This is a genomic window from Haloactinomyces albus (genome assembly GCF_031458135.1).
Classification (GTDB): domain Bacteria; phylum Actinomycetota; class Actinomycetes; order Mycobacteriales; family Pseudonocardiaceae; genus Haloactinomyces; species Haloactinomyces albus.
Genome location: NZ_JAVDXW010000001.1, coordinates 2,134,608 through 2,155,141, shown reverse-complemented (window position 1 = coordinate 2,155,141; position 20,534 = coordinate 2,134,608). Strand labels below are relative to the sequence as shown.

Sequence of the window (20,534 nt, the reverse complement as noted above, 5' to 3'; positions counted from 1 at the left end):
TCATGACCGCGCTCGATGGCGGGACCGACGGTACCGGGGCAGAAATTGGGCTCGTCGGCCACCGTCGCTCACTGCTGACCCGGCCCGATGCGCGCACGGACGCCGTGTCGCTCCCGGTCGGAAAACGCGGCCTGGTCTCGGCCACCGGCATCGCGGTGCAGGGGCTGGTGCGATTCGTCTACAACCTGCTGGTCGGTCGTATGCTGCCCGCAGGTTTCCTGGCTGCCACGAACAGCGCGATCTCCACGGCACTGCTGGCGACCATGTTGTGGCCCACCTCCCTCGGCGCGGCGGCATCCAAGTTCGTGGCCAGGGAAGCAGGTGATGTCGCACTCCGGGAAGCCCTGACCCGTTACCTTGCCCGCCTGTCGCTGCTGACCTCCACCGCACTCGGTGCGGGTGCCGGGTTGCTGACCTACTTCGTGCTCGCCCCGGGCGAGCTCACGACGGGGATCTTCGTCGGACTACTGACCATCGGCTGGTCGGGCTACACGTTCGTGCGAGGTGCGCAGTACGCGACCGGGCGGGTGCTGCGAGCCACCGTGTGGGACGGGCTGTCCTTCGTCGTCGCGGTGGGCGGTCTTGTCCTGGTGCTCGTGCTCGGTCTGCGCGCCTGGCTGCTGTTACCGCTGACCGCGGGATATCTGCTGTACACCATCGCGGGCTGGCCCCGAGCCGGTCGTGGATCGATCGAACCGGCATTGCGTACCGAGATCAATCGGTTCGTGGCGTGGGGCGTGCTCGGCTCGCTGGCCACCGGGGGGTTCCTGCAACTGACCATGGTGCTGGCCGACCAGACCGGCGACGTGGTGAGTGCGGACGCCTACGCGGCGGCGCTGACCTTGGCGACCCCGGCCTCGATGCTCGGTTCCGTGCTGAGCCTGCTGCTGCTGCCCGCGCTGTCCAGCGCGGTGGGACGGGGTGATCTGGACGCCGTTCGACGACACACCGACGTGGCGCATCGGGGACTGGTCACCACCGTCGGCGGGGTGTTCGGCGTGCTCGTGGTGGGCAGCAGGCTGATCGTGGCGCTGATCTGGCCGCGGCTTTCCGAGGCAGTTCCGGTGCTCGAGGTGCTGCTCGTCGCCACCTTCCTGCTTACCGTGTCCACCGTGGTCACCGAGTCCATCAGGTCCTACAGCGAGCACGGTGCGCGGGTGGTGGCGCTCATTCGCAGCGCCGGCTTCGTGGTCGGCCTCGGTGTCGCCGTGGCACTCATCCCCGGCATGTCGGTCATCGGCATCGCGCTCGGCTACCTGGTGGGGATGGTGATCATCGGTTCCCTGCCGATGGTGCTGGTGTGGCGGCGCGACCGGCACCGCTGGGGGGCGCTCATGCTGCGGGTGCTCGCAGGGACCGTGCTGGCCGGCGCGCTGGTGGGGCTGCGGTCCGCCGCCCACGGCCCAGGATGGCTCGATGTCGCGATGATCGCGGTGTTCGCGCTCGGCTGGGCGTTGCTGCACCGCAGTGACCTGATGGCTATGGTGCGCCGATCCGTTCGCCCTCGAACGTGACCCTTTCCGCGTGACCGCGGTGCTCAACCCTGCGCGTCGGACTCGGTGAGTACGCCGTCCACTTCGGTGTAGGTATGTCCGGTCAGCGGGCAGACCCAGTGCTGCCCTTCCTCGCGCAGCGGTGCACCGGCCTTGCCGACCCAGCCGACCCGGCGGGCGGGCACTCCGGCCACCAGGCCGAAGTCCGGCACGTCCTTGGTCACCACGGCTCCGGCTGCCACGGTCGCCCACATACCGATCCGGACCGGTGCGACACACACCGCTCGGGCGCCGATGGAAGCACCCTCGGCGATGCTGACGCCGACGGCTTCCCAGTCCGATGCGCTCTTCAGCGTGCCGTCCGGGTTGATCGCCCGCGGGTAGGTGTCGTTCGTCAGTACCACCGCCGGCCCGATGAACACGCCGGTGGCGAGTTCGGCGGGTTCGTACACGAGAGCGTGGTTCTGGATCTTGCAGTTGTCGCCGATGCGGACACCGGTGCCGACGTAGGCACCGCGGCCGACGATGCAGTTTTCGCCCAGCTCGGCGTCGTTTCGCACCTGGGCAAGATGCCATACCTTGCTCCCCTCGCCGATCTTCGCGGTCTGCGCCACGTCGGCTCCGTCAGCAATGAACGACATGTTCCTCATTTCTCCAGGTGACTGTAGAACTCGTCGAACTTCTCTGCGATGGTTTCCTCGCTGAACCGGGAGGTCCCGGTGGCACTGATCGTGTCGGCGGACACGTCGGCGAACCGGTCCCGGGCCTGCTGAACTGCCTGTGCCAATGTCTTCGGGTCATCCTGTTCGATGATCACTCCATTGGCCTCGGTCACGTAGTCGGTGAACCCGCCGGTGTTGGGCAGCACCACCGGACGGCCACAAGCGATCGCCTCAGCACCCGCGGCGAGGAAGGTTTCGAATGCGGTGGGCAGGAAGAAAAGGTTCGCCGCACGCACGTGATCGGCCACCTTTTCCGGACTGACCGCGCCCACCAGGTCGATCCGGTCGGCGAGACCGTACTCGGTGATGCGTTCTCGGATCTCGTCGTGCAGGGCACCGTCGCCAACCCAGGTCAGGTGCGTGTCGACTCCGGTGGCCACCAGTTCGCGCACCGTATCCACTGCCGACTGCGGACGTTTCCCCGTGACCAGGCCACCGACAGCGACGAGTTTCAGCGGTGTCCAGGAGGGCTGCGGAACCGGCCGGAACGACTCGTCCACCACACAGGGGATCACGTCCACCGCATCCCGCCTGGCGAACTTCGCGATCGCCTCGGCAAGGACGCTGGACACCGTGCTGACTCGGCGCGGTAATCGCAGCAGATGGCGCGCGGCGGACAGTCGCTGCCACACGCCGGGGATACGGTCCGGGAAGGCGGTGCCGCTCCAGTGCTCGGTATGTACCCAGCGCTTGCCGATCACCGGATACAGGGGGGCGAGCACACCGAGTGAGCTGAACGCCATGCTGTGCACCACATCCGCTCCGCGGACGAGTCGCCGTAGCGTACTCAGGCTGCGTGCCACGGCCAGGGGTCGCCTGGGGTTGATCGGCACTCGGGTCACCGGCAATCCGGCGTACTCCTCCTGGCGAATCGGCCCCGATCCGCCCAGTTGGGCATGCACCACCTGTACGTCGTGGTTGCGGGTGATGGCCTTGGCGTGCGCCACGTTGAAGGGTGCGATGTCAGGTCGATCCGCGCTCGGGAACCAGGTGCTGACGATGAGGATCCGCATTTCAGGCCTTTCCGATCACCCGGTAGCTGACGCCCGGCCAGCGGTCGGCGGAACTGATCCGTCTGCCGTCGATGAATGTGCCGATGCCGGGCAGATCATCCGGGCCGAGTGTGGCGTACTCGCCGTGATCGGCCTGCACCACGGCGGCGTTCACCTTGTCGCCGAGATGGTAGGGCTCGAAACCGAGCGCTCGGAGCTCCTCGTCGGTGTACATCGGATCGTGCACCAGGGGCGTCGCGCCACGGGAGCGCAGCGCCTCCACCGCGGCGAACACCCCGGAAAACGCGGTCTCCTTCACCCCGCCACGGTAGGCCGCGCCGAGCACGACCACCCGCGCGCCGGACAGGGTGCCGTGCGCACCTTCCAGCAGGCCGATCGTGTAGTCGGGCATGCCCGCGTTCGCCGCCCTGGCCGCGCGCACGACACTCGCCTCGGGGTCGTTCCACAGGTACAGCCTCGGATACACCGGGATGCAGTGCCCGCCGACGGCGATCCCCGGTTGGTGAATGTGGCTGTAGGGCTGGGAGTTCGACGCCTCGATGACCTGGTAGACGTCGATGCCAGCGGCCGTGGCGTAGCGTGCGAACTGGTTCGCCAACCCGATGTTGACATCCCGGTAGGTCGTCTCGGCGAGCTTGGCCAGTTCACCCGCCTCGGCCGAGCCGAGGTCCCATACGCCGTTCGGGCGGGCCAGATCGGAACGCTCGTCGAAGTCCAGCACGGCCTCGTAGAACTCGACGGCTCGCGCGGCGCCCGCCTCGGACAGCCCGCCGATGAGCTTCGGATACTTGCGCAGGTCCTCGAACACCCGGCCGGTGAGCACTCGTTCCGGGGAGAACGCCAGGTGGAAGTCGCTGCCCTCGACCAGCCCGGACCTCTTCTCCAGTACCGGTTTCCACCGATTGCGCGTGGTGCCGACCGGGAGCGTGGTCTCGTAGGACACCAGGGTGTCCGCGGTCAGATGATGCCCCAGTTCCTCGGTCGCAGCGTCCATCCACCCGAACTCCGGACGCGCCTCGTCGTCCACGAACAGCGGCACGACCACGACGACGGCATCGGCTCCGGGAACCGCCTCCGCGTAGTCGGTGGTGGCGCGCAGGGCGCCCGCGGGGACGAGTTCGTCGAGCTTTTCCTGCAGGTGCTGCTCACCCGGAAACGGTTCGACCGCGTGGTTGACTTGATCGACGATCTCGGTGTCCACATCGACCCCGATGACCTCGTGGCCTTTCGAGGCGTACTGCACGGCGAGTGGAAGGCCGATTTTCCCCAGGGCAATGACAGCGATCTTCACCGAGGTAGTCCTCTTCCGGTAATGCAGGGCGGGGCGCGCGAGATCTCGGCTGCAGCCTAACTCAACCGAGGCTGGTGAACATCGCCCCCTTGCCGTCTCCGCGGCGTCAGCGCCACCCGGAGCCGGATCGGTAGGCTTTGCGGCCATGCGCGTTCTTGTGACCGGGGGTGCCGGCTTCATCGGCTCGAACCTGGTGGATCTGTTGCTGGAAAACGGCCACGAGGTGCACGTTGTCGACGACTTCAGCCGTGGCAGGGAGGCGAATCTGACCTCCTCCGGCGGAGGAATGCGATGCCCCGTGCACCGGGTCGATGTGCGATCGGACGCGCTGGCGGACGTGATGTCCGAGGTGAGCCCCGAGGTCGTGTTCCATCTGGCCGCCCAGATCGACGTTCGCGTCAGCGTGGCCGATCCTCTCGGCGACGCCGGTCGGAATGTGCTCGGCACGCTCAACGTGGCCGAGGCCGCTCGCCGTGCCGGGACGCGCAAGGTCGTGTTCACCTCTTCCGGTGGTTCCATCTACGGAGTCCCCGAGAACCTGCCGGTCGACGAGCAGGCGCCGCTGTGCCCGCAGTCGCCGTACGCGGCCTCGAAGATATCCGGCGAGACCTACCTGGACACCTACCGGCGCCTGCACGGCCTGGACTGCACCCACCTGGCCCTGGCCAACGTCTACGGACCGAGGCAGGACCCGCACGGCGAAGCCGGGGTCGTGGCCATCTTCGCCGGTGCCCTGCTGGAAGGGCGTGCGACCACCGTGTTCGGCGATGGCGGCAACACCCGGGACTACGTCTACGTCGAAGACGTCGCCCGCGCGTTTCTCGCCGCAGCGGGAGAACGCGGCAGCGGATGCCGCTACAACATCGGAACCGGAATGCAGACCTCGGACCGCGAGCTGCACACCCTGGCGGCCACCGCGGCCGGCGCCGCGGACCGGCCCGAACACGCCCCCGCCAGGCCCGGCGACGTGCGGTTCTCCGCCCTGGACGCCGGAGCGGCGGCCCGGGAGCTCGGCTGGAAACCCGAGGTCACCATCGCCGACGGGGTGGCGCGCACCGTCGAGTACTTCCGCAGCCGCCGCTGAAGCCGGTCACTTCCGGGGCTTTTCGTCGTCATCGGACTCGGGTTCCCGCTCGCCTGTGGCGGCGTTCTCGGGGACCCGACTGTCTCGTAATGCGACGGCCCGTGCGAGCTGGGCATATCGCCCTTCGAGCTCCTTGAACCGCAGGTAGGTGTTGATCGAGGCGAACGCGAACCCGGCTGCCATCGCGTAGACGAGCAGGTCGGTGCCACGGCCGACCCCGACCCACTGGGCGACCACGGAGACGGCCCCCGGGCGCAGCACCGCGAGCACACTGAAGATCACGAAGAAAACGAAACCGACCTTGACCCAGGCCGCCGTCCGGCTCGTGCCGTGATGCCGCAGGAAGAACACGAGCAGCAGCGCGACACCGATGATCAGAAGATACTGGATGAGCACTGTTACCGCCTGGAGCTCGTTCTGAGGATGCTTTCGAACAGAATGTTCACACCGTTGATGACCGACTGGCCCTTGGCCATGGAGTACTCGGTGTAGACGATCGTCACCGGGCTCTCGGCGACCCGCCAGCCGTGTCGACGTGCCATCGCGATGATTTCCGAGGCGTGTCCCATGCCGTTGTGGGTGATGTTGAACTGGTTCGCCACGGTCCGGTTGAACACGCGCAGCCCGTTGTGGGCATCGGTGAGTTGCAGTGTGCGTAGCCCCGGACTCAGCAGGACGATCGTGCGCAGCAGGAGGCGCTTGATCCACGGGATGTGGTCGGTGTCGCCGTGGAACCGGGTGCCGACGCACAGGTCGATCTCGCCGAGGCGGAGCCTGTCGATCATCTGTTTCACGTCGGAAACCTGATGCTGCCCGTCGGAGTCGAAGGTGACAAAGTAGTCCGCCCCGGGGCGGCTGCGCGCGTATTCGATCCCGGTCTGCAGCGCCGCCCCCTGGCCGAGGTTGACCGGATGCTGCACCAGGTGTGCCCCGCTGTTCAGGGCGATCTCCGCCGAGTCGTCCCGGCTGCCGTCGTCGACGCAGACGATGTTCGGGAATGTCTGCAGCGCCTCGCTCAGGACATCGCCGAGCACCTCGGCCTCGTTGTAGACCGGGACGATCAGCCACGTGTCGCTGTAAGACATGGCGACTCCTAAGTGCCGTTGCGCGGCTCGGGGGTATGAGAGGCCAGTTCGGGATCGCACGCCGTGATCCGGTACAGCTCCATCCGTCCCTGCTGCTCCACGAGTTCGAAACCGGGATTCATCCGGAGGTTGGTCAGGCCGGGGTAGTTGTCGATGCGGTTGTCGTCGAGCCAGAACCGGAAGGTGCCGTTGATGACATAGCGCACGTCGAGTCGATGGACCAATCGGCAGACCTTGGGATTGTTCGAGGCCTCGTTGAGATGCTCGGCAAGGTAGCCCTGCGCCTCGGTCGAGCCACTCTGGCTGAGATGCGGAAACAGCACGTGGGTGCCGGTGAGTGCCCACAGCATCGCGCTGCCGTCCCACGGGTTGTTCGCCACGACCGCGTCCTCCGGGACTATGTCGTCGATGCGCGAGTAGAAGGCCCGTTCCGCCGGATCGACCAGGGTGGCCTGCACATTAGCCGGTTTGTTGTAAGTCCCGTTGATGTCGTCGACGAATTCCTCCTGATACCCGGTTGCGACCACCACGAGCAGCAGTGCACCGAGCACACCGGTGAGCGCGGGAGCAGAGGCCAGACGGGTGTTCCGCATCCGGATCGGTAGTTCCTGGAGGTTGACCCGCTCGCGCAGTTTCACGGCTACCCCGGTCACCCCGTACACGGCGAGAAGTACACCGGTGATCGGCACCATGGCGGCGAGTCGGTAAGAGTCGTTGTACCAGAACCCGGTGAAGATGTGGGTGGTCGACGACTGGATCGCCGCCGTCATCACGAACAAGACCGCAGTGGCCATGTGTGCCGGCGGCAGCCACAGCGTGCTGCGGTCGCGGAACGCGAAGAACATGCCTGCCACCACGGCCGCCGAGATCCACCACAGGGCTTCGCGACCGTTCGTGGCGTTGAGCAGGACCTCGCCCACGGCACCCGCAACCGACGTGTACGGCGCCCAGGGAAAGTCCTTGATGCCGGTGACCATCGGCAGCGAGTGCACGAACACCCAGACCCCCACCGCCAGGGCCACCGCGGCGGCACCGCCGAGGAGTCCCCGTACGGTTCGGCCTGCGCGGTGCTGCCCGCGCATCCAGCTCAGCAGCGCCTGGCAGGCAGGCAGCAGCAGCAACGCCGCCAGGCTGAACGTCGTGTTCGGTTGGGCGAAGCCGGTGGCGAGCACGCTCGTGATGAGCAGCCCCCACGCTGCCGTGCGGTTCAACGTGTCCTGCGTGGTCAGGCCGAGGATCGACAGCCCCGCGCCGACACCGATGGGTACCAGGGCGAAGCCCAGCGCGTTCGGCCACAGCACACCGAAGTTGAGCAGTCCCCACGGGAAGGCCGCGAAGGAAACCGAGACCGTGCCGGTGATCGCGAGCGCGGGGATCGCGGGCCCGAAGACCTGTCTGCTCAGGAACAGGCAGGCCAGCGGCCACACGAGCACGGCGATGACCCCGGACGCCATGTTGGCGGCGACCGTGAGCGAGGCGTTGCTGCTCAGTACGACCAGCGAGGTGATGTCGTGCCAGGCGCCCGGATAGAAGGTGGCCCCGAAACCCCCGAGCGTCAGCGAGGACGCCTCGCCGGATTCCAGGACCCACCGGAGGGCGTTGTAGTGGAACACGGCATCGTAGGTCTGGGACATCGTGCCGGGAGTCCGGAAACCCCGCACGATGATGTACAGCCCGATGAGCACGGCGGGCAGCAGCCCCAGCCAGCCGGCCAGTCGCACTTTCCGGGAGTCCGGCTGCACCGCGGGGGAGAAACCGCGCCTGAGCACGAGGCGGACCAGCAGGATGACGGCGGCGGGAACGATCGCGGCGATGCCTGCCGACTCCGTCGACCAGGCGATGCCGAGCTTGCCGAAGACCACGGCGGACACGGCGAGTGTGGCCGTGGAGAACGCGGGCGCCACCGTCCATGCCGCCAGGCCGCGCAGGCCGAGTGCATAACTGGTCAACACGCCCGGCGCCAGAAACCACACAACGGTTGCGGCCAGCGCCGGAACGGCGTCGATCCAGCTCATCTTGCACGGACCTTTCAGGGTGAGGCGGTAGGTACTCGAGTCCGACCGGCAGCAGGTGCGGGTGCTTGCCGCAGCACAGCACACGTCAGCATACGATTCCCCGTCGCCCCCGAAGGCACCGAACCGGTGCGGGAATCGCCCCGAGCGGCAAAAATGCTACCGCTCCGGCATCTTCGCACGTGATCCCGACCTCGGGGAGCCATCGAGGTTTCACCGCATCGTTATTGATCCACGATTGTTCGGACACGGTGCGTACAACTCCGGCGGCTGCTAACCGTAAGGACGTTCGCCACCCGACCGAGGTTGCCCGGAATCACGCGACAATGTTCGGCCTCACCGATTCGAGTGAGCGCGCAGCACTCATTCCTAGAACGGCAGCCGGCGGAAGACCACGCGGGGCAGGTGGCGCAGGACGCTCATGACGTAGCGGAACTGCGCGGGTGCCCACACCAGTTCCTTGCCCTTGCGCACCGACTCCACGATGATCCGCGCAACCTGCTCCGGCGTCTGTGCCAGCGGCGCCTCGGACATGCCCTCGGTCATCTTCGAGGTCACATGCCCGGGCCGGACCACGGTGACCTTCACCCCGGATGGGCGCAGCGCCTCGGTCAGGCCGGTGTAGAACCCGTCCAGACCGGCCTTCGAGGAGCCGTACACGAAGTTCGACCGGCGAACGCGCTCACCGGCCACCGAGGACAGCGCCACGATGTGGCCGTGCCCCTGCTTGCGCAGCTTGTCGGCCAGCAGCACGCCGATCGTCACCGGCGCGACGTAGTTGATCTCGGCCAGCTCGCGGGCCGCCGCCACATCGGTCCACAGTTGTTCCTGGTCACCGAGCATGCCGAAGGCCACGAGGCTGACGTCGATGTCGCCGTCGGCGAAGGCCTTCTCGATGGCCTCGGCGTGGGTGTCCGGGTCGCGGGCGTCGAACGAAACCGTGGTCACCGTGCTGCCGGTGGAGCGCAGCCGCTCGGCAGCGGCGTCGAGGCGCTCCGACGGGCGCGCGGCGAGCACGATCCGCAGCGGCCGCTGCTCGGCGTACTGCTCGGCCGTGGCCAGCGCGATATCGGAGGTGCCGCCGAGCAGCAGCAGGGACTGGGGGTTTCCAACCGCGTCGATCACAGGGCCAGCCTTCGGGACAAATCGGAGGTGAAGATTCCATCGGGGTCGACCGAGTCGCGGATCTTGCGCCACTCGTCGATGCGCGGATACATCCGCTGGATCATCTCGGGCGTGGTGCGGGACTCCTTGGCCAGGTACAACCGCCCGCCCGCGTTGAGCACCATCTCATCCAGCTCGCCGCACAGCCGATCCAGGCCGGGGGTGATCGGGATGTCCACGGTCAGCGTCCAGCCCTTGCTCGCAAACGACATCGGTGCCGCATTGCCCGGGCCGAAGGTCTTGAGCACGTTGAGGAAGGACACGTGTCCGGAGGCGCTGATCTTGTCGATCGAGCGGCGGAACATGTCCTCCTGCCCGAACGGCACCATGAACTGGTACTGCAGGAATCCGTGCGAGCCGTACACCCGGTTCCACTCGCCGACGAGGTCCAGCGGGTGGAAGAACTGGGTGATGTTCTGCACCGAGCCGTACTTCGTGGGGGCTTTGCGGTACCAGAGCTCGTTGAACGCGGTGATCGTGTATTTGTTGACCAGTCCGCTCGGGAAGATCGGTGGAGCCGTCATCAGCTGCGGCGCATCGAATCCCAACGGGTCCTTGCGCAGCTTCTTCGGCAGGTCTTCCAGCTTGGCGGAGTTGCCCCGCGTCAGCAGTGCGCGGCCCATCTTGTCGCCGCGCGCCAGCGAATCGAACCACGCCACCGAGTAGGTGTAGTTGTCGTCCGAGCCGTCGGTGAAGTGCTCGATCAGCTCGTCGAGGTTCCTGGTTTGCACGTTGTCGACGAGGAAGTAGGCCGTCTCGACGCGCTTGAGCCGGATGGTGGCCCGCACGACGACGCCCGTGAGCCCCATGCCGCCGACGGTGGCCCAGAACAATTCGGACTCCGGGCCCTCCGGCGCGAGCGTGCGGACCTCGCCGTCGGCGGTGAGCAGGTCCAGCGACAGGACGTGGCTGCCGAACGAGCCTTGCGAGTGATGGTTCTTGCCGTGAATGTCCGAACTGATCGCGCCACCGATGGTGACCTGACGGGTGCCGGGCAGGACCGGAAGCCACAGGCCGTAAGGCAGCAGGCGGCGCATCAGAGTGTCGAGGGACACGCCGGTGTCGACGTCGACGGTGGCCTCGTCCACATCGATCTTGTGCACGCGGTCGAGTGCGGTCATGTCGATGACGGTGCCGCCCGCGTTCTGCGCGGGGTCGCCGTAGCTGCGGCCGAGCCCGCGTGCGATGACGCCGCGCTCGCCGGTTTCGCGGACGGCGCGCGCGATTACCTCGACGTCGGGCGTGCTGATGACCCGTGCCCGGGTCGGCGCGGTGCGTCCCCAGCCGGTCAGCGTCCGAAGCTCGTCCTTAACCGATCCCACTCGTCCGAGTCTATCGACGTGATGTCCCCCGGCCGGGGCGGGTGAAGACTGTGCGCGGTACCTCACTCCGGTGGCCGATATAATTGCTTGGTCATGTGAGGGGGTAGGTTCCGCCTTGATCGTGTCGCCGGATGTCTGAGGTGAATCAGTGGCCGTGGCCGAATCCGCTGCCGACCCCGAGGTGAAAAGACTCGGCCTCTTTCATCAGCTGATCCGTTTCGGTCTTATCGGCGGCGTCTGTGCCGTGATCGACTACGGCTCGTACATGCTCCTGCTGGGCGTCGGTTGGCCGAACTGGCTCGCACGGTCGCTGGCCTTCGTCCTGGGGACCTCGTGCTCCTACATCGCCAACCGCAGGTTGACGTTCTACGGGGCGAGGACGGGTAACACCAAGGCCAAGGCGGGCGCGTTCGCCGTGGTCTATCTCGCGACGTTCCTCGTCAACATCGGTGTGAACCAGCTGCTGTTCGTCACCTTGCCCGACTTCGCGGTGGCCTACGGCGCCCAGCTTCGGTGGAGTATCTGCTGGGTGGTCGGCCAAGGACTCGGCACGGGGCTCAACTTCGTGCTGCTCAAGTGGGCCGTCTTCCGCGAGTGAGTCAGCGCGGGTGGGATTTTTGCAGTTTCGCGCGAAACTGCAAAAATCCCACCCGGTCGTGTTACTGCTTGGCCTCGTCTTCGTCCTCATCACTGTCACCGAAGCCCTTGATGTCGTTGCGATCGTCCGAGCTCGGCACGTCGCCGGGCAGCTGCACCGTCTGGCTCACCGGCCCCGGCGTCCAGGTGCCCCAGTGCGTCTCCGACCGCACACTCATCGCGGCCTCGGCGGGCAACGCGTTCGGGGCATACGGGTCCACCGCGTACAGCGTGCCCCAATCCCGGTGAATATTGCCCCGGAGATAGGTCGGCATGGCCCGCATGCTCGCCGTGACACTCATCCACCCGAACGGGCCACCCGCATCCGGGGACGACCAGCCCTGCCCGACGCTGCGGACGGCGCCGCCTGCCGTGATGCGGAACCGGGGCATCTCGGCGATGCCGTTGCTGATGCTCGGCACCTCCAGGCACGGGTACACGAAAGCAGCAGGCCACTCCACGAACGTGGGAGCGTCGCCGATGAACTCGGTCATGTTGGTCAGCCGCGGTGCGCGTGGCGCGCTGACGGCCAGCCAGCCATCGGTACCCAGTGACTGGTCGATGGCCACGACACGCATCTTCTCGGCACCCGTGGCCTTGTGCGTCACGCTGATCCGCGCGTCCCGCCAGCCCGGCGGTGGTCCCTTCAGCACCGGCCGCCGTTCCATGACCTCGAAGCCCTGCTCGGTCTGCTTGCCGAATTCGACGAACAGTGAGTTCGCGCCCGTCTCCGCACCGGCGAGGGTGAGCACGACGGGAACATGGCCCTGCTGCGCTCGATCGGGCAAGTCGTACCACTGCGTGCGCAGTTCGCCCGTGGCCAGGCCTCGCGGATCGTAGCTGCCCCAGACCGGTGCGTCATCGGTACCGAAGTCATACGGCGGCTGCCAGTCCTTTTCGAAGGGGTCCGAACCGTCTCCGGGGGGCAGACCGCTGCGGCGGAAGCCCTGCATCTTGGCGCCCAGGTATTCGGCGGGCGATTCCTCGCGGGCGTTGCGGTCCGGGACGTAACCGTCCGGCACGGGGTTGCTGGGCTGTTGCTCCGATACCTGCAGCATCCCGGCCAGCGGGTTCTTCTCGACATAGACGTAGTCGGACAGGCCGCAGCTCTGGCCGAGCAGTTGCTTGATGTTGTCCCCACCGAGGCTGTAACTGCCCCATTGCTCCTGGATCACCTTGCCGAAGGTCGCGACCTCGCCGATCACCAGCAGCGCACAGATCATCGACAGCGGCGCCGTTCCGAGACGCAGTGCGCGGCTGCGTTTTTCCATCCCGGTCCGGCCGTTCTTGTCGCGCATGGCCGCCTTGACCACGCGGGGTCGGTGCTCGTCGATGCGCAGATGCTCGATGAACGCCACGATCAGGGCGATCGCTGCGATGCCCAGCAGCACGGTGCTGAGCTCGTAACCCCGGAACGAGGGTGGCTTGTCGAACCACGGCACACCCCAGCCGGAGACGTACCAGAACGCGTTGGGGCCGGTGGCCGCCAGCGCACAGATCATCATCAAGCCTGCGAAGAAGGCCGCCCGGTTGCGCCGGGAGCGCAACACCGTGTCGCTGGTCGCCAACGCTGTCAATGCCGCCAGGGCACCGCCGACGGCGGCGAAGATGCCGAAGTGATGCGACCACTTGGTCGGCGTGAGCATGAGCACGAAGAACGACAGTGCGGTCACGGCCAGCAGCCTGCGGCTCGGGCCCAACGCCGCACCGCGGATCCGGCCCCGGCGCAGCAGCACCACCGCGCAGGTCACCAGACACAGCATGACCAGCAAGACCGGGAATCGGCGGGCCAGCGAACCGTCCGGCGTCTGGCTGAACAGCAGCGTGTAGCGGCTGAGTTCCTGATACCAGTCCTGGCTGGGGCCGATCTGGGTACGCAGCTGGGTGGCCTCCAGCACCGACTTCCACGTCTGGTCCCAGTACACCACGGTCAGGATCACGAATCCGGAGGCGGAGATCGGGGCCAGCACCGGCAGCCAACCGAACTCGCGGATGCGCATCCGTACGAGACGGATCAGCGGTTTGAGCGCGACGATGTAAGGCAGCACCGCCACGAGGCCGTGTGGATTGGCGCCCAGCGCGAGTGCCGCACCCACCAGGCCGACTGCTGCGGGCATGAGCCGGTTCGTGGCGACCGCGCGCTCCACCGCACACAGAGCCAGCAGCGAGAACACCACCACGACCGGTTCGGGGCGCAGGCCGTTGTTGTAGGGCAGCCAGAAGGCGAGGAACACCGCGGCGGCCGCCCACCCCGCCGCGTGGCTGCGGCGTACCTGCTGGCCCAGCCGGGGCAGGACCTCACGGCTGATCAGCAGCCAGCTCACCACGCCCATCATCAGTGCGGGCAGTCGTACCCACGGGGCCGCCGTGGAAATCCGCACCCACAGCGAGTAGATTTCGTAGAACCACCCGAACGGTGCTTCCGGGACCGCGAACCACCGGAAGTAGTTACTGATGTAGCCGGCCTCGTCGCGGGCGCGGGCGATGGTGAGGATATAGCCGTCATCGGAGGTCATGGCCCCGATCAACCACCAGATGATCAGGGCTGCGAAGACCGCGACATCCCGTGAGGTGAGCTTCCACCATCCCGATGGGGCCAGCTTGGGCGGGCGTCTGCCCGCCCGCACGTCGAGTCTGCGCAGCACGATGACCGAACCGACGAACGCCAGTATCGCGATTCCGATGGCGACGAACTTGAGGATGGTGGCCGAGGTGGCGTAACGGTTGTCGACCTGCGCCTGGAATGACAACCCCTGCACAGGATCCTGCTGGGCATCGAGTGCGGAATAGATGCCGGTCAGTTGGGGACGGCGGTCGCTGCCGTGGATATCGGCCAACGGCTGGTCACCGACCGTGGCGGTGGTGCTGAACGCGTCCGAGTGCACCGAGATCGTGCAGTCGCTGTTCGGCAGTGGCGTCGTGCCGAGTTGCCTGCCCTTGGACAGCAGAGTCAGCTGACCGTCGGTGACCTGCAGCACCATGCCCGTGAGCTTGCCGTACTCCGAGGACGGCGGATTCGTGCTGAGCAGGGTGCCCGCGCCCGGAGTGCGTGCGTCCAGGCTCCGGGCCGAGTCGCAGGGGATGGTGGCGTCGAGCCAGATCGGTGAGTAGCTGACCAGGGGTGCCGATACCGGCTTCGTGCCTTGCGAGGTGGGCCAGTGCAACGTGGTGATGTTGTGGTGCACCGGCAGGAAGGGAACGGAGATCGACAGGATCGTGCCGAGGAGCCCCAGCACCGAGGAGATGATCTTCAGTCGCTTCGGGGACGAATCTCTGCGCCGCGTCGTGGAGCACGCAGCAGTGGCCCCGGACGATTCGCCGTCCGGGGCGGGCTGCCCGTCGTCGTCCTGCCCCGCGTTACGCACAGCCTGAAGAATAGTAGCCGCTGACACGCGGCTTTGGCGCGGTATTCGGTGCTTGTGAGGACCAACACCGTCCGTAACTCGGTGAACTGCGATCTCAGTTTGATCTCAGCGCCATCTCAATGAGATATCAGTACCGAGGTTGCCTTGAGGTAATTATTCGACACTCTGTGTGATTACCTTTTGTGCAGGACTCGGCTCGCCTCGGCCACGAGTTGTCCGACCCGCTGATGCGATGTATCGACGACCTCGGCGAGGGCGCGTGGGTTCCGACGGACCCACGCGCCACCAAAGTCCTGAGCGAGTACGGCTAGAGCTGGTAGAGGCGGGTCCAGTTTTCCCGGGTGGTCAGCTCCGACATGGCCCGCTGGTACTGGGCCCGCACGGACGGCCCCTCCTTGCGCAGTCGATTGAGGACCTTGACCGCCTGCTTGCCCAGTTCGAACATCTTCTGCCGGTCGTAGCTACGCACCCGCACGCCCTCCTGCGAAGCGTCGGTGACCACGGCCGTCTCGAACAGCGACACGTGCCACCAGTGCGCTTCGTCGTTGGGCACCGCGCCCAGCGCGAACCTGTGCTTGCCCAGCAGCCGGTCGATGATGCGCTTGAGCAGGATGACCCGTTGCAGCGCCGGCCGTGGCGCGTTGTTGATGATCTCGATGTCGTTGGACGCGATGCCCGGTACCTCGGTGGCGTCGTGCCGCTTGGTCTCCGGATACTGCGCCCGGATCTCCCGGATCTCCTTCATCGCCGCTACACCGCCGTCGTGCAGGATCTGCGGCCCGGCCAGGAAGTCCTCCACCGCCTTGATCAGGGTCGCGGTGAGCCCGTACTGCATGCCGAGCAGGTAGCGGACCACCTGGGCGAGGAGCACCCGGCAGACGACGTTGAGGTCGAACGGGCTGTGCAGCGCCGCCGTGATGATCGAGTTGCGCAGGTTGAAGTACCGGTGCCACTCGTCCCAGTCCTTCCAGTGGAAGTCGGCGTGCCACACGCCCGCGCCGGGCAGCGTGACCGTCGGGAAGCCGTGCGCCCGCGCCCGGTAGCTGTACTCCGCGTCGTCCCACTGGAAGAAGAACGGCATCGGATAGCCGATCTCCTGTACCACCTCGTACGGGATCAGGCACGACCACCAGCCGTTGTACCCGGCGTCGAGGCGGCGTTCCTGCCGGTTCGGCTTGCCGGTCTCCTCGTCCACGCCCAGCAGGTCGGCCGTGGTGAGGCTGTGCTCCACCGGCTGCCCCGGCTCCAACGTGTTCAGCCGGGCGTACTCGGTCCCGACGTGCAGCTGGTTCGGGTGCAGCAGGTTGAGCATCTGGCCGCCGACGATGATCGGGTTGGCGGCCTTGTTGGAGAACGCGGTCAACCGGATCACCAGGTCGGGCTCCAGCAGCACGTCGTCGTCCATGAACAGCACGTTCGCGTGCTCGGTCTCGGTGTGCTCGGCCACCTCGTACAGTCCGCGCGTGAATCCGCCCGCCCCGCCCAGGTTCGGCTGGGTGATGTAGTGCAGCCTGTCTCCCAGTCGCTCGGCGACCTCGGTGAAGCCCTCCCGCGAGTCGACCCGGTCGGTGCCGTGCTCCATCACGTAGATTGCGTCCAGCGTCTCCAGCGCGGGCAGCGAGTCGGCCAGCGTGCGCAGGGTGGCCAGGCAGTCGTCGGGACGGTTCGTCGTGGGGATGCTTACCGCGGTCGGTCGGATCTTCTCCGGCGGCTCGACCGTCCACCGCACGTTCGTCACGGTCAGCTGCTGCCCGACATCGGTGACCAGGTCCAACCACAGTGCGCCGCCGTCGAGGAACTTGTCGACCTTGGCTTCGAGCGCAACGGCGGTCCGCTCCGCGTCGGTGATCTCCCGCGTGGCAACGATCCTCGGCTCGGCTTCCACATCCGACGCGGCGACCGAAAGGTGACCGGATCCGGTGACCACCGCCTCCACGGTGACCTGCTTGACCGTGGTCCAGCGCTGCCAGTAGCTGGCGGGGAAGCGGCCGAAGTAGGTGTTGCCGGTGACCTTGGCGGACGCATCGAGGGTCACCGACTCCCGGGTCCGGGTGGCCACGCCGCGGACGATTTCGGTGTACAAGTCCTTGCTCACCACATCGGACGGCCCCGCGAAGAGCCCGCGCTGGGTCAGCAGCCTGTCCTGCGGCGTGTGCTCGGCGAACGTGGTCCGCTCCGCACCGGCGGCGGAACGGTCACCGTTCGTCCGGGACTCCGCCGTGGCAGCCGCGGCCGCGGTCTGTCCGGTCGTTGCTTCACCGGGCATTAATCCTCAGTCCTCCCAAGGGGATCCAGCGCACTGTGCGGACGCACGATTACCAAGGTACAAGGGGGCATGCAGAAGTCCTTCTGCAGGAGCATCAGCACTGTCTTACCTGGTCAACAGCCTGATTGCACGACGATAACCGAGACTTGCCCAGCCTCGGGGTCTGCCCGAGTATCCTGCACGGATCGGCACGCGATTTGTTCGGTACATGGTGTACCGCGAAACTCGACCCACTCGTGCAGCACGAAGCTGATGCTCGCCTATGCGGTGAGCAAGCGTCTTCCACGCTGCTCAGCGGCGGAAGAAGTGCTCGCGACGTCCCTGGTGCACCAGGCGCAGCCACTCCGCGAATGCCTTCGGGTCACGCCGTTGTCCGAGGAAGTACAGTCCGAAGCGCAGTACCTCCAGCGCCCCGATTTTGCGCATCCCCGGCTGGGAGAGCAGGTAGCCGCGGTTGCGGTAGGTGTAGTAGCGCTTGTTCGCATCCGGCGGGTCCTGCGCGTGGAAACGGCCACCGAGCATCGGCTTGAACTCCGCCGATCCGTCCGGATGCACGAACCGCGTACGCAGCGTGGTGCCGAACCGCAATCCCGAGCGCACCACGCGGCGATGCATCTCGACCTCGTCACCGCGGAAGAACAGGCGGTAGTCCGGCACTCCGACGACGTCCAGGGTGCTCGCGCGGAACAGGGCACCGTTGAAAAACGATGCGATACCGGGCAGGAACTCGTCATCGCCGTGGGTGTCGGCGCCGCGCAGTTCCTCCGGACGGCGCTTCCAGGTCAGTCCGCGCCGCAGCGGGAAGGCGAGTCGCTCGGGATGGTCGATGTTGACCACCACCGGCGAGACGGCGGCCAGGCCCCGCGTCTCGGCCACCTCCAGCAGCGTGGCCAGCGCGTGGTCGTCGGCGGGGCGGCCGTCGTCGTCACCGAGCCACACCCACTCGGCGCCGAGCGCGAGCGCGTACATCATGCCGAGCGCGAAACCGCCCGCGCCGCCCAGGTTGCGCCGGGACGGCAGGTAGGTCGACGGCACCGGGCATTCGGCGACGACATCATCGGCGGGCCGGTCCGGCCCGTTGTCCACCACGACGAGGTGATCCGGCACCCGGGTCTGGGTGGCGATGACCTTGAGTGACTCGGCCAGCAGCTCGGGGCGGTGCCGGGTGACGACGACCGTGACCACCGCCCCCTCGGGCAAGGTGGGGGCGGGCTGCTGCGGTGAGTCGCTCATGAATCCTCGTTGCTTCCGATCGTGGCCGCCGCGTCGGACGCGCCGATGCGGGCCAGGGTCTGCGGGCTCAGGCCCTCGAACGGGTCCTTGCCCTTGTAGTGCGTCAGCACGCTGCGCAACGGTCCCTGCTCCTTGATGGCGCCCTTTTCCAGCCAGATCGCCGTGTTGCACAGCTCGATGAGGAACTCGTCGGAGTGGGAGGCGAACACGAGCATGCCGGAGCGCTTGACCAGCTCGTTGAGCCGCTCCTTGGCCTTGTCCAGGAAGTCCGCGTCGACAGCCCCGATGCCTTCGTCGAGGATCAGGATCTCCGGGTCGATCGAGGTCACCACCCCGAGAGCCAGGCGCACGCGCATGCCGGTGGAGTAGGTGCGCAGCGGCATCGACAGGTAGTCGCCGAGCTCGGTGAACTCGGCGATGTCGCCCATCCGCTTCTCCATCTGCCTGCGGTTCATGCCCAGGAACAGGCCGCGGATGACGATGTTCTCGTAGCCGGAGATCTCCGGGTCCATGCCCACGCCCAGGTCGAACACCGGGGCGACCTTGCCCTCGATGCGCGCGTTGCCGCGGGTGGGTTCGTAGATCCCGGTCATCAGGCGCAGCAGCGTGGACTTGCCCGCGCCGTTGTGCCCGACCAGCGCCACTCGGTCGCCGTGCCGCAACGAGAGGTTGATGTCGTGCAAGGCCTCGATGATCGGGACCTTGCTCTCGGTGCCGATCTTGCCGCCGGTCTTGCCGAGCACGGCCTTCTTCAGCGAGCGGGACTTCGCGTCGAAGATCGGAAAGTCGACCGCCGCGTCCCAGACATCGATGCTGACCATTGTTTTTTCAGCCCCCCGATCAGACCCAATAGGTGACGCGGGCGCGGTAGTTACGCAGCGCCAACAGCGCCACTGCCCACCCTGCCAGTGTGATGCATCCGACGACGATCCAGTTCGTCATCACCAGGTTCTCGCCGAGCAGCGGATCCCGGATGATCTCGATGTAGTGAAACAGCGGGTTGAGTTTCGCGATGCTCATGCTCCCGCCCCTGTCCTGCAGGATGTCCGCGTCCCAGACGATCGGTGTCATGAAGAAGAGCAACTGCATGAGGCTGCCGACCACCGGCGGGATATCCCGGAACCGGGTGGCGACGATGCCGAACAGGAGTGCGACCCAAGCGCCGCTGGCCATGATGAGCAGCAGGGCGGGAACGGCCATGACGGCCGTCCAGGTGACCGGCATCCGGAAAATGGCCAGCACGATGAAGTAGATGACCAGGTTGTGGCCGAACAGCAGGGTCTGCCGCCACACCAGGCGCAGGATGTGCACGCTCAGGGGCGCGGGAAGCTGCTTCATCAGGCCTTCGTTCTGGATGAAGACCTCGGTGCCGTCGAGCAGGCAGCCGGAGACGAACCCCCATACGATGAACCCGACCGCGAGATAGGGCAGGTGTTCGCCGAGATCCTTGCCGAAGAGATTGGAGTAGAGGATCCCGAGCGCGGTGACCGTCATGCCCATGCTGATGGTGATCCACAGCGGGCCGATCACCGAGCGGCGGTAGCGCTGCTTGATGTCCTGCCAGCCGAGGTGCGCCCACAACTGCCGTTGCCGTGTACCTGTGGAGATATCGTGGAACGCCTTGCGCCAGGTCCGGGAGGAAGCTTCGGGCGGTGCCGGTGGGCGGTTCAGGGTGCTCGTGGGCTGCACAGTGCGTCAGGGTACCGACTGCCGGATGTGGCTTCCTCCGGGCGTCTCCCGTGGATCAGTCACTCGTGCGGACGACACATTCCGGACAATTCTGCGAACTCGGTACGGGCGGTAGTCGATGCCGTGCTGGGTACGCCTGGCATTGGTCGATTTCTCGCG

At 66.7% G+C, this 20,534-nt stretch carries 16 protein-coding genes; 3 read left to right on the top strand and 13 right to left on the bottom strand.

The window, feature by feature from the left end; all coding sequences use genetic code 11:
• Window positions 1–2: 2 nt before the first annotated feature.
• Complete coding sequence (locus tag JOF55_RS10160) at window positions 3–1,514, top strand: hypothetical protein (RefSeq protein ID WP_310272893.1); 1,512 nt, start codon at window positions 3–5, stop codon at window positions 1,512–1,514.
• A 23-nt stretch (window positions 1,515–1,537) separates the two neighbouring features.
• On the opposite strand, the gene JOF55_RS10155 is transcribed toward JOF55_RS10160, so the two are convergent.
• Genes JOF55_RS10155 through JOF55_RS10145 form a run of 3 tightly spaced genes read right to left on the bottom strand, consistent with a single transcriptional unit; the run spans window position 1,538 to window position 4,519 of the window.
• Window positions 1,538–2,134, bottom strand: coding sequence for an acyltransferase (locus tag JOF55_RS10155; RefSeq protein ID WP_310272891.1), 597 nt, complete (start codon window positions 2,132–2,134; stop codon window positions 1,538–1,540).
• A gap of 5 nt (window positions 2,135–2,139) precedes the next feature.
• The gene (locus JOF55_RS10150) at window positions 2,140–3,228 is read right to left on the bottom strand and encodes a glycosyltransferase family 4 protein (RefSeq protein WP_310272889.1); all 1,089 of its coding nucleotides are present in this window, start codon (window positions 3,226–3,228) and stop codon (window positions 2,140–2,142) included.
• Window position 3,229: 1 nt separating this feature from the next.
• Window positions 3,230–4,519 (bottom strand): nucleotide sugar dehydrogenase, encoded by a 1,290-nt coding sequence (locus JOF55_RS10145; protein ID WP_310272887.1) that lies wholly within the window; start codon window positions 4,517–4,519, stop codon window positions 3,230–3,232.
• 145 nt (window positions 4,520–4,664) lie between these two features.
• Here JOF55_RS10145 and JOF55_RS10140 point away from each other — a divergent pair, with 145 nt between their 5' ends.
• Window positions 4,665–5,603 carry an NAD-dependent epimerase/dehydratase family protein gene (locus JOF55_RS10140; protein ID WP_310272885.1) on the top strand — a complete coding sequence of 313 codons (939 nt, stop codon included), beginning with the start codon at window positions 4,665–4,667 and terminating at the stop codon, window positions 5,601–5,603.
• A gap of 6 nt (window positions 5,604–5,609) precedes the next feature.
• Here the strand turns inward: JOF55_RS10140 and JOF55_RS10135 are convergent, their stop codons facing one another.
• The 5 genes from JOF55_RS10135 to dprE1 all read right to left on the bottom strand — a co-directional run bounded on the left by JOF55_RS10135 (window position 5,610) and on the right by dprE1 (window position 11,186).
• A complete protein-coding gene (locus JOF55_RS10135) occupies window positions 5,610–5,999 on the bottom strand; it encodes a DUF2304 domain-containing protein (RefSeq protein ID WP_310272883.1) in 390 nt (129 codons plus the stop codon).
• 2 nt (window positions 6,000–6,001) lie between these two features.
• On the bottom strand, window positions 6,002–6,688 hold the full coding sequence (locus JOF55_RS10130) for a glycosyltransferase family 2 protein (RefSeq protein ID WP_310272881.1): 687 nt from the start codon (window positions 6,686–6,688) through the stop codon (window positions 6,002–6,004).
• A gap of 8 nt (window positions 6,689–6,696) precedes the next feature.
• Complete coding sequence (locus tag JOF55_RS10125) at window positions 6,697–8,703, bottom strand: DUF6541 family protein (protein ID WP_310272879.1); 2,007 nt, start codon at window positions 8,701–8,703, stop codon at window positions 6,697–6,699.
• 366 nt (window positions 8,704–9,069) lie between these two features.
• Window positions 9,070–9,825, bottom strand: a complete 756-nt coding sequence (gene dprE2 / locus JOF55_RS10120) for a decaprenylphospho-beta-D-erythro-pentofuranosid-2-ulose 2-reductase (RefSeq protein WP_310272877.1) — start codon at window positions 9,823–9,825, stop codon at window positions 9,070–9,072.
• A complete protein-coding gene (gene dprE1, locus JOF55_RS10115) occupies window positions 9,822–11,186 on the bottom strand; it encodes a decaprenylphosphoryl-beta-D-ribose oxidase (protein WP_310272875.1) in 1,365 nt (454 codons plus the stop codon). Before dprE1 ends, dprE2 begins: the two co-directional genes overlap by 4 nt.
• Window positions 11,187–11,340: 154 nt before the next feature.
• Between dprE1 and JOF55_RS10110 the strand changes: the two genes are divergently transcribed.
• Window positions 11,341–11,784 carry a GtrA family protein gene (locus tag JOF55_RS10110; protein ID WP_310272873.1) on the top strand — a complete coding sequence of 148 codons (444 nt, stop codon included), beginning with the start codon at window positions 11,341–11,343 and terminating at the stop codon, window positions 11,782–11,784.
• Between the two features lie 61 nt (window positions 11,785–11,845).
• Here the strand turns inward: JOF55_RS10110 and JOF55_RS10105 are convergent, their stop codons facing one another.
• The 5 genes from JOF55_RS10105 to wzm form a co-directional block, all read right to left on the bottom strand.
• A complete protein-coding gene (locus JOF55_RS10105; RefSeq protein WP_310272872.1) occupies window positions 11,846–15,187 on the bottom strand; it encodes an arabinosyltransferase domain-containing protein in 3,342 nt (1,113 codons plus the stop codon).
• Between the two features lie 307 nt (window positions 15,188–15,494).
• Complete coding sequence (locus JOF55_RS10100; RefSeq protein WP_310272870.1) at window positions 15,495–17,453, bottom strand: glycosyltransferase; 1,959 nt, start codon at window positions 17,451–17,453, stop codon at window positions 15,495–15,497.
• A gap of 291 nt (window positions 17,454–17,744) precedes the next feature.
• Complete coding sequence (glfT1, locus tag JOF55_RS10095; protein WP_310272868.1) at window positions 17,745–18,686, bottom strand: galactofuranosyltransferase GlfT1; 942 nt, start codon at window positions 18,684–18,686, stop codon at window positions 17,745–17,747.
• Window positions 18,683–19,507: a galactan export ABC transporter ATP-binding subunit Wzt/RfbE gene (gene wzt, locus JOF55_RS10090; protein ID WP_310272864.1), complete on the bottom strand. Its 825-nt coding sequence runs from the start codon at window positions 19,505–19,507 to the stop codon at window positions 18,683–18,685. Before wzt ends, glfT1 begins: the two co-directional genes overlap by 4 nt.
• Window positions 19,508–19,526: 19 nt before the next feature.
• The gene (gene wzm, locus JOF55_RS10085; RefSeq protein WP_310272862.1) at window positions 19,527–20,375 is read right to left on the bottom strand and encodes a galactan export ABC transporter permease subunit Wzm/RfbD; all 849 of its coding nucleotides are present in this window, start codon (window positions 20,373–20,375) and stop codon (window positions 19,527–19,529) included.
• Between the last annotated feature and the right edge of the window lie 159 nt (window positions 20,376–20,534).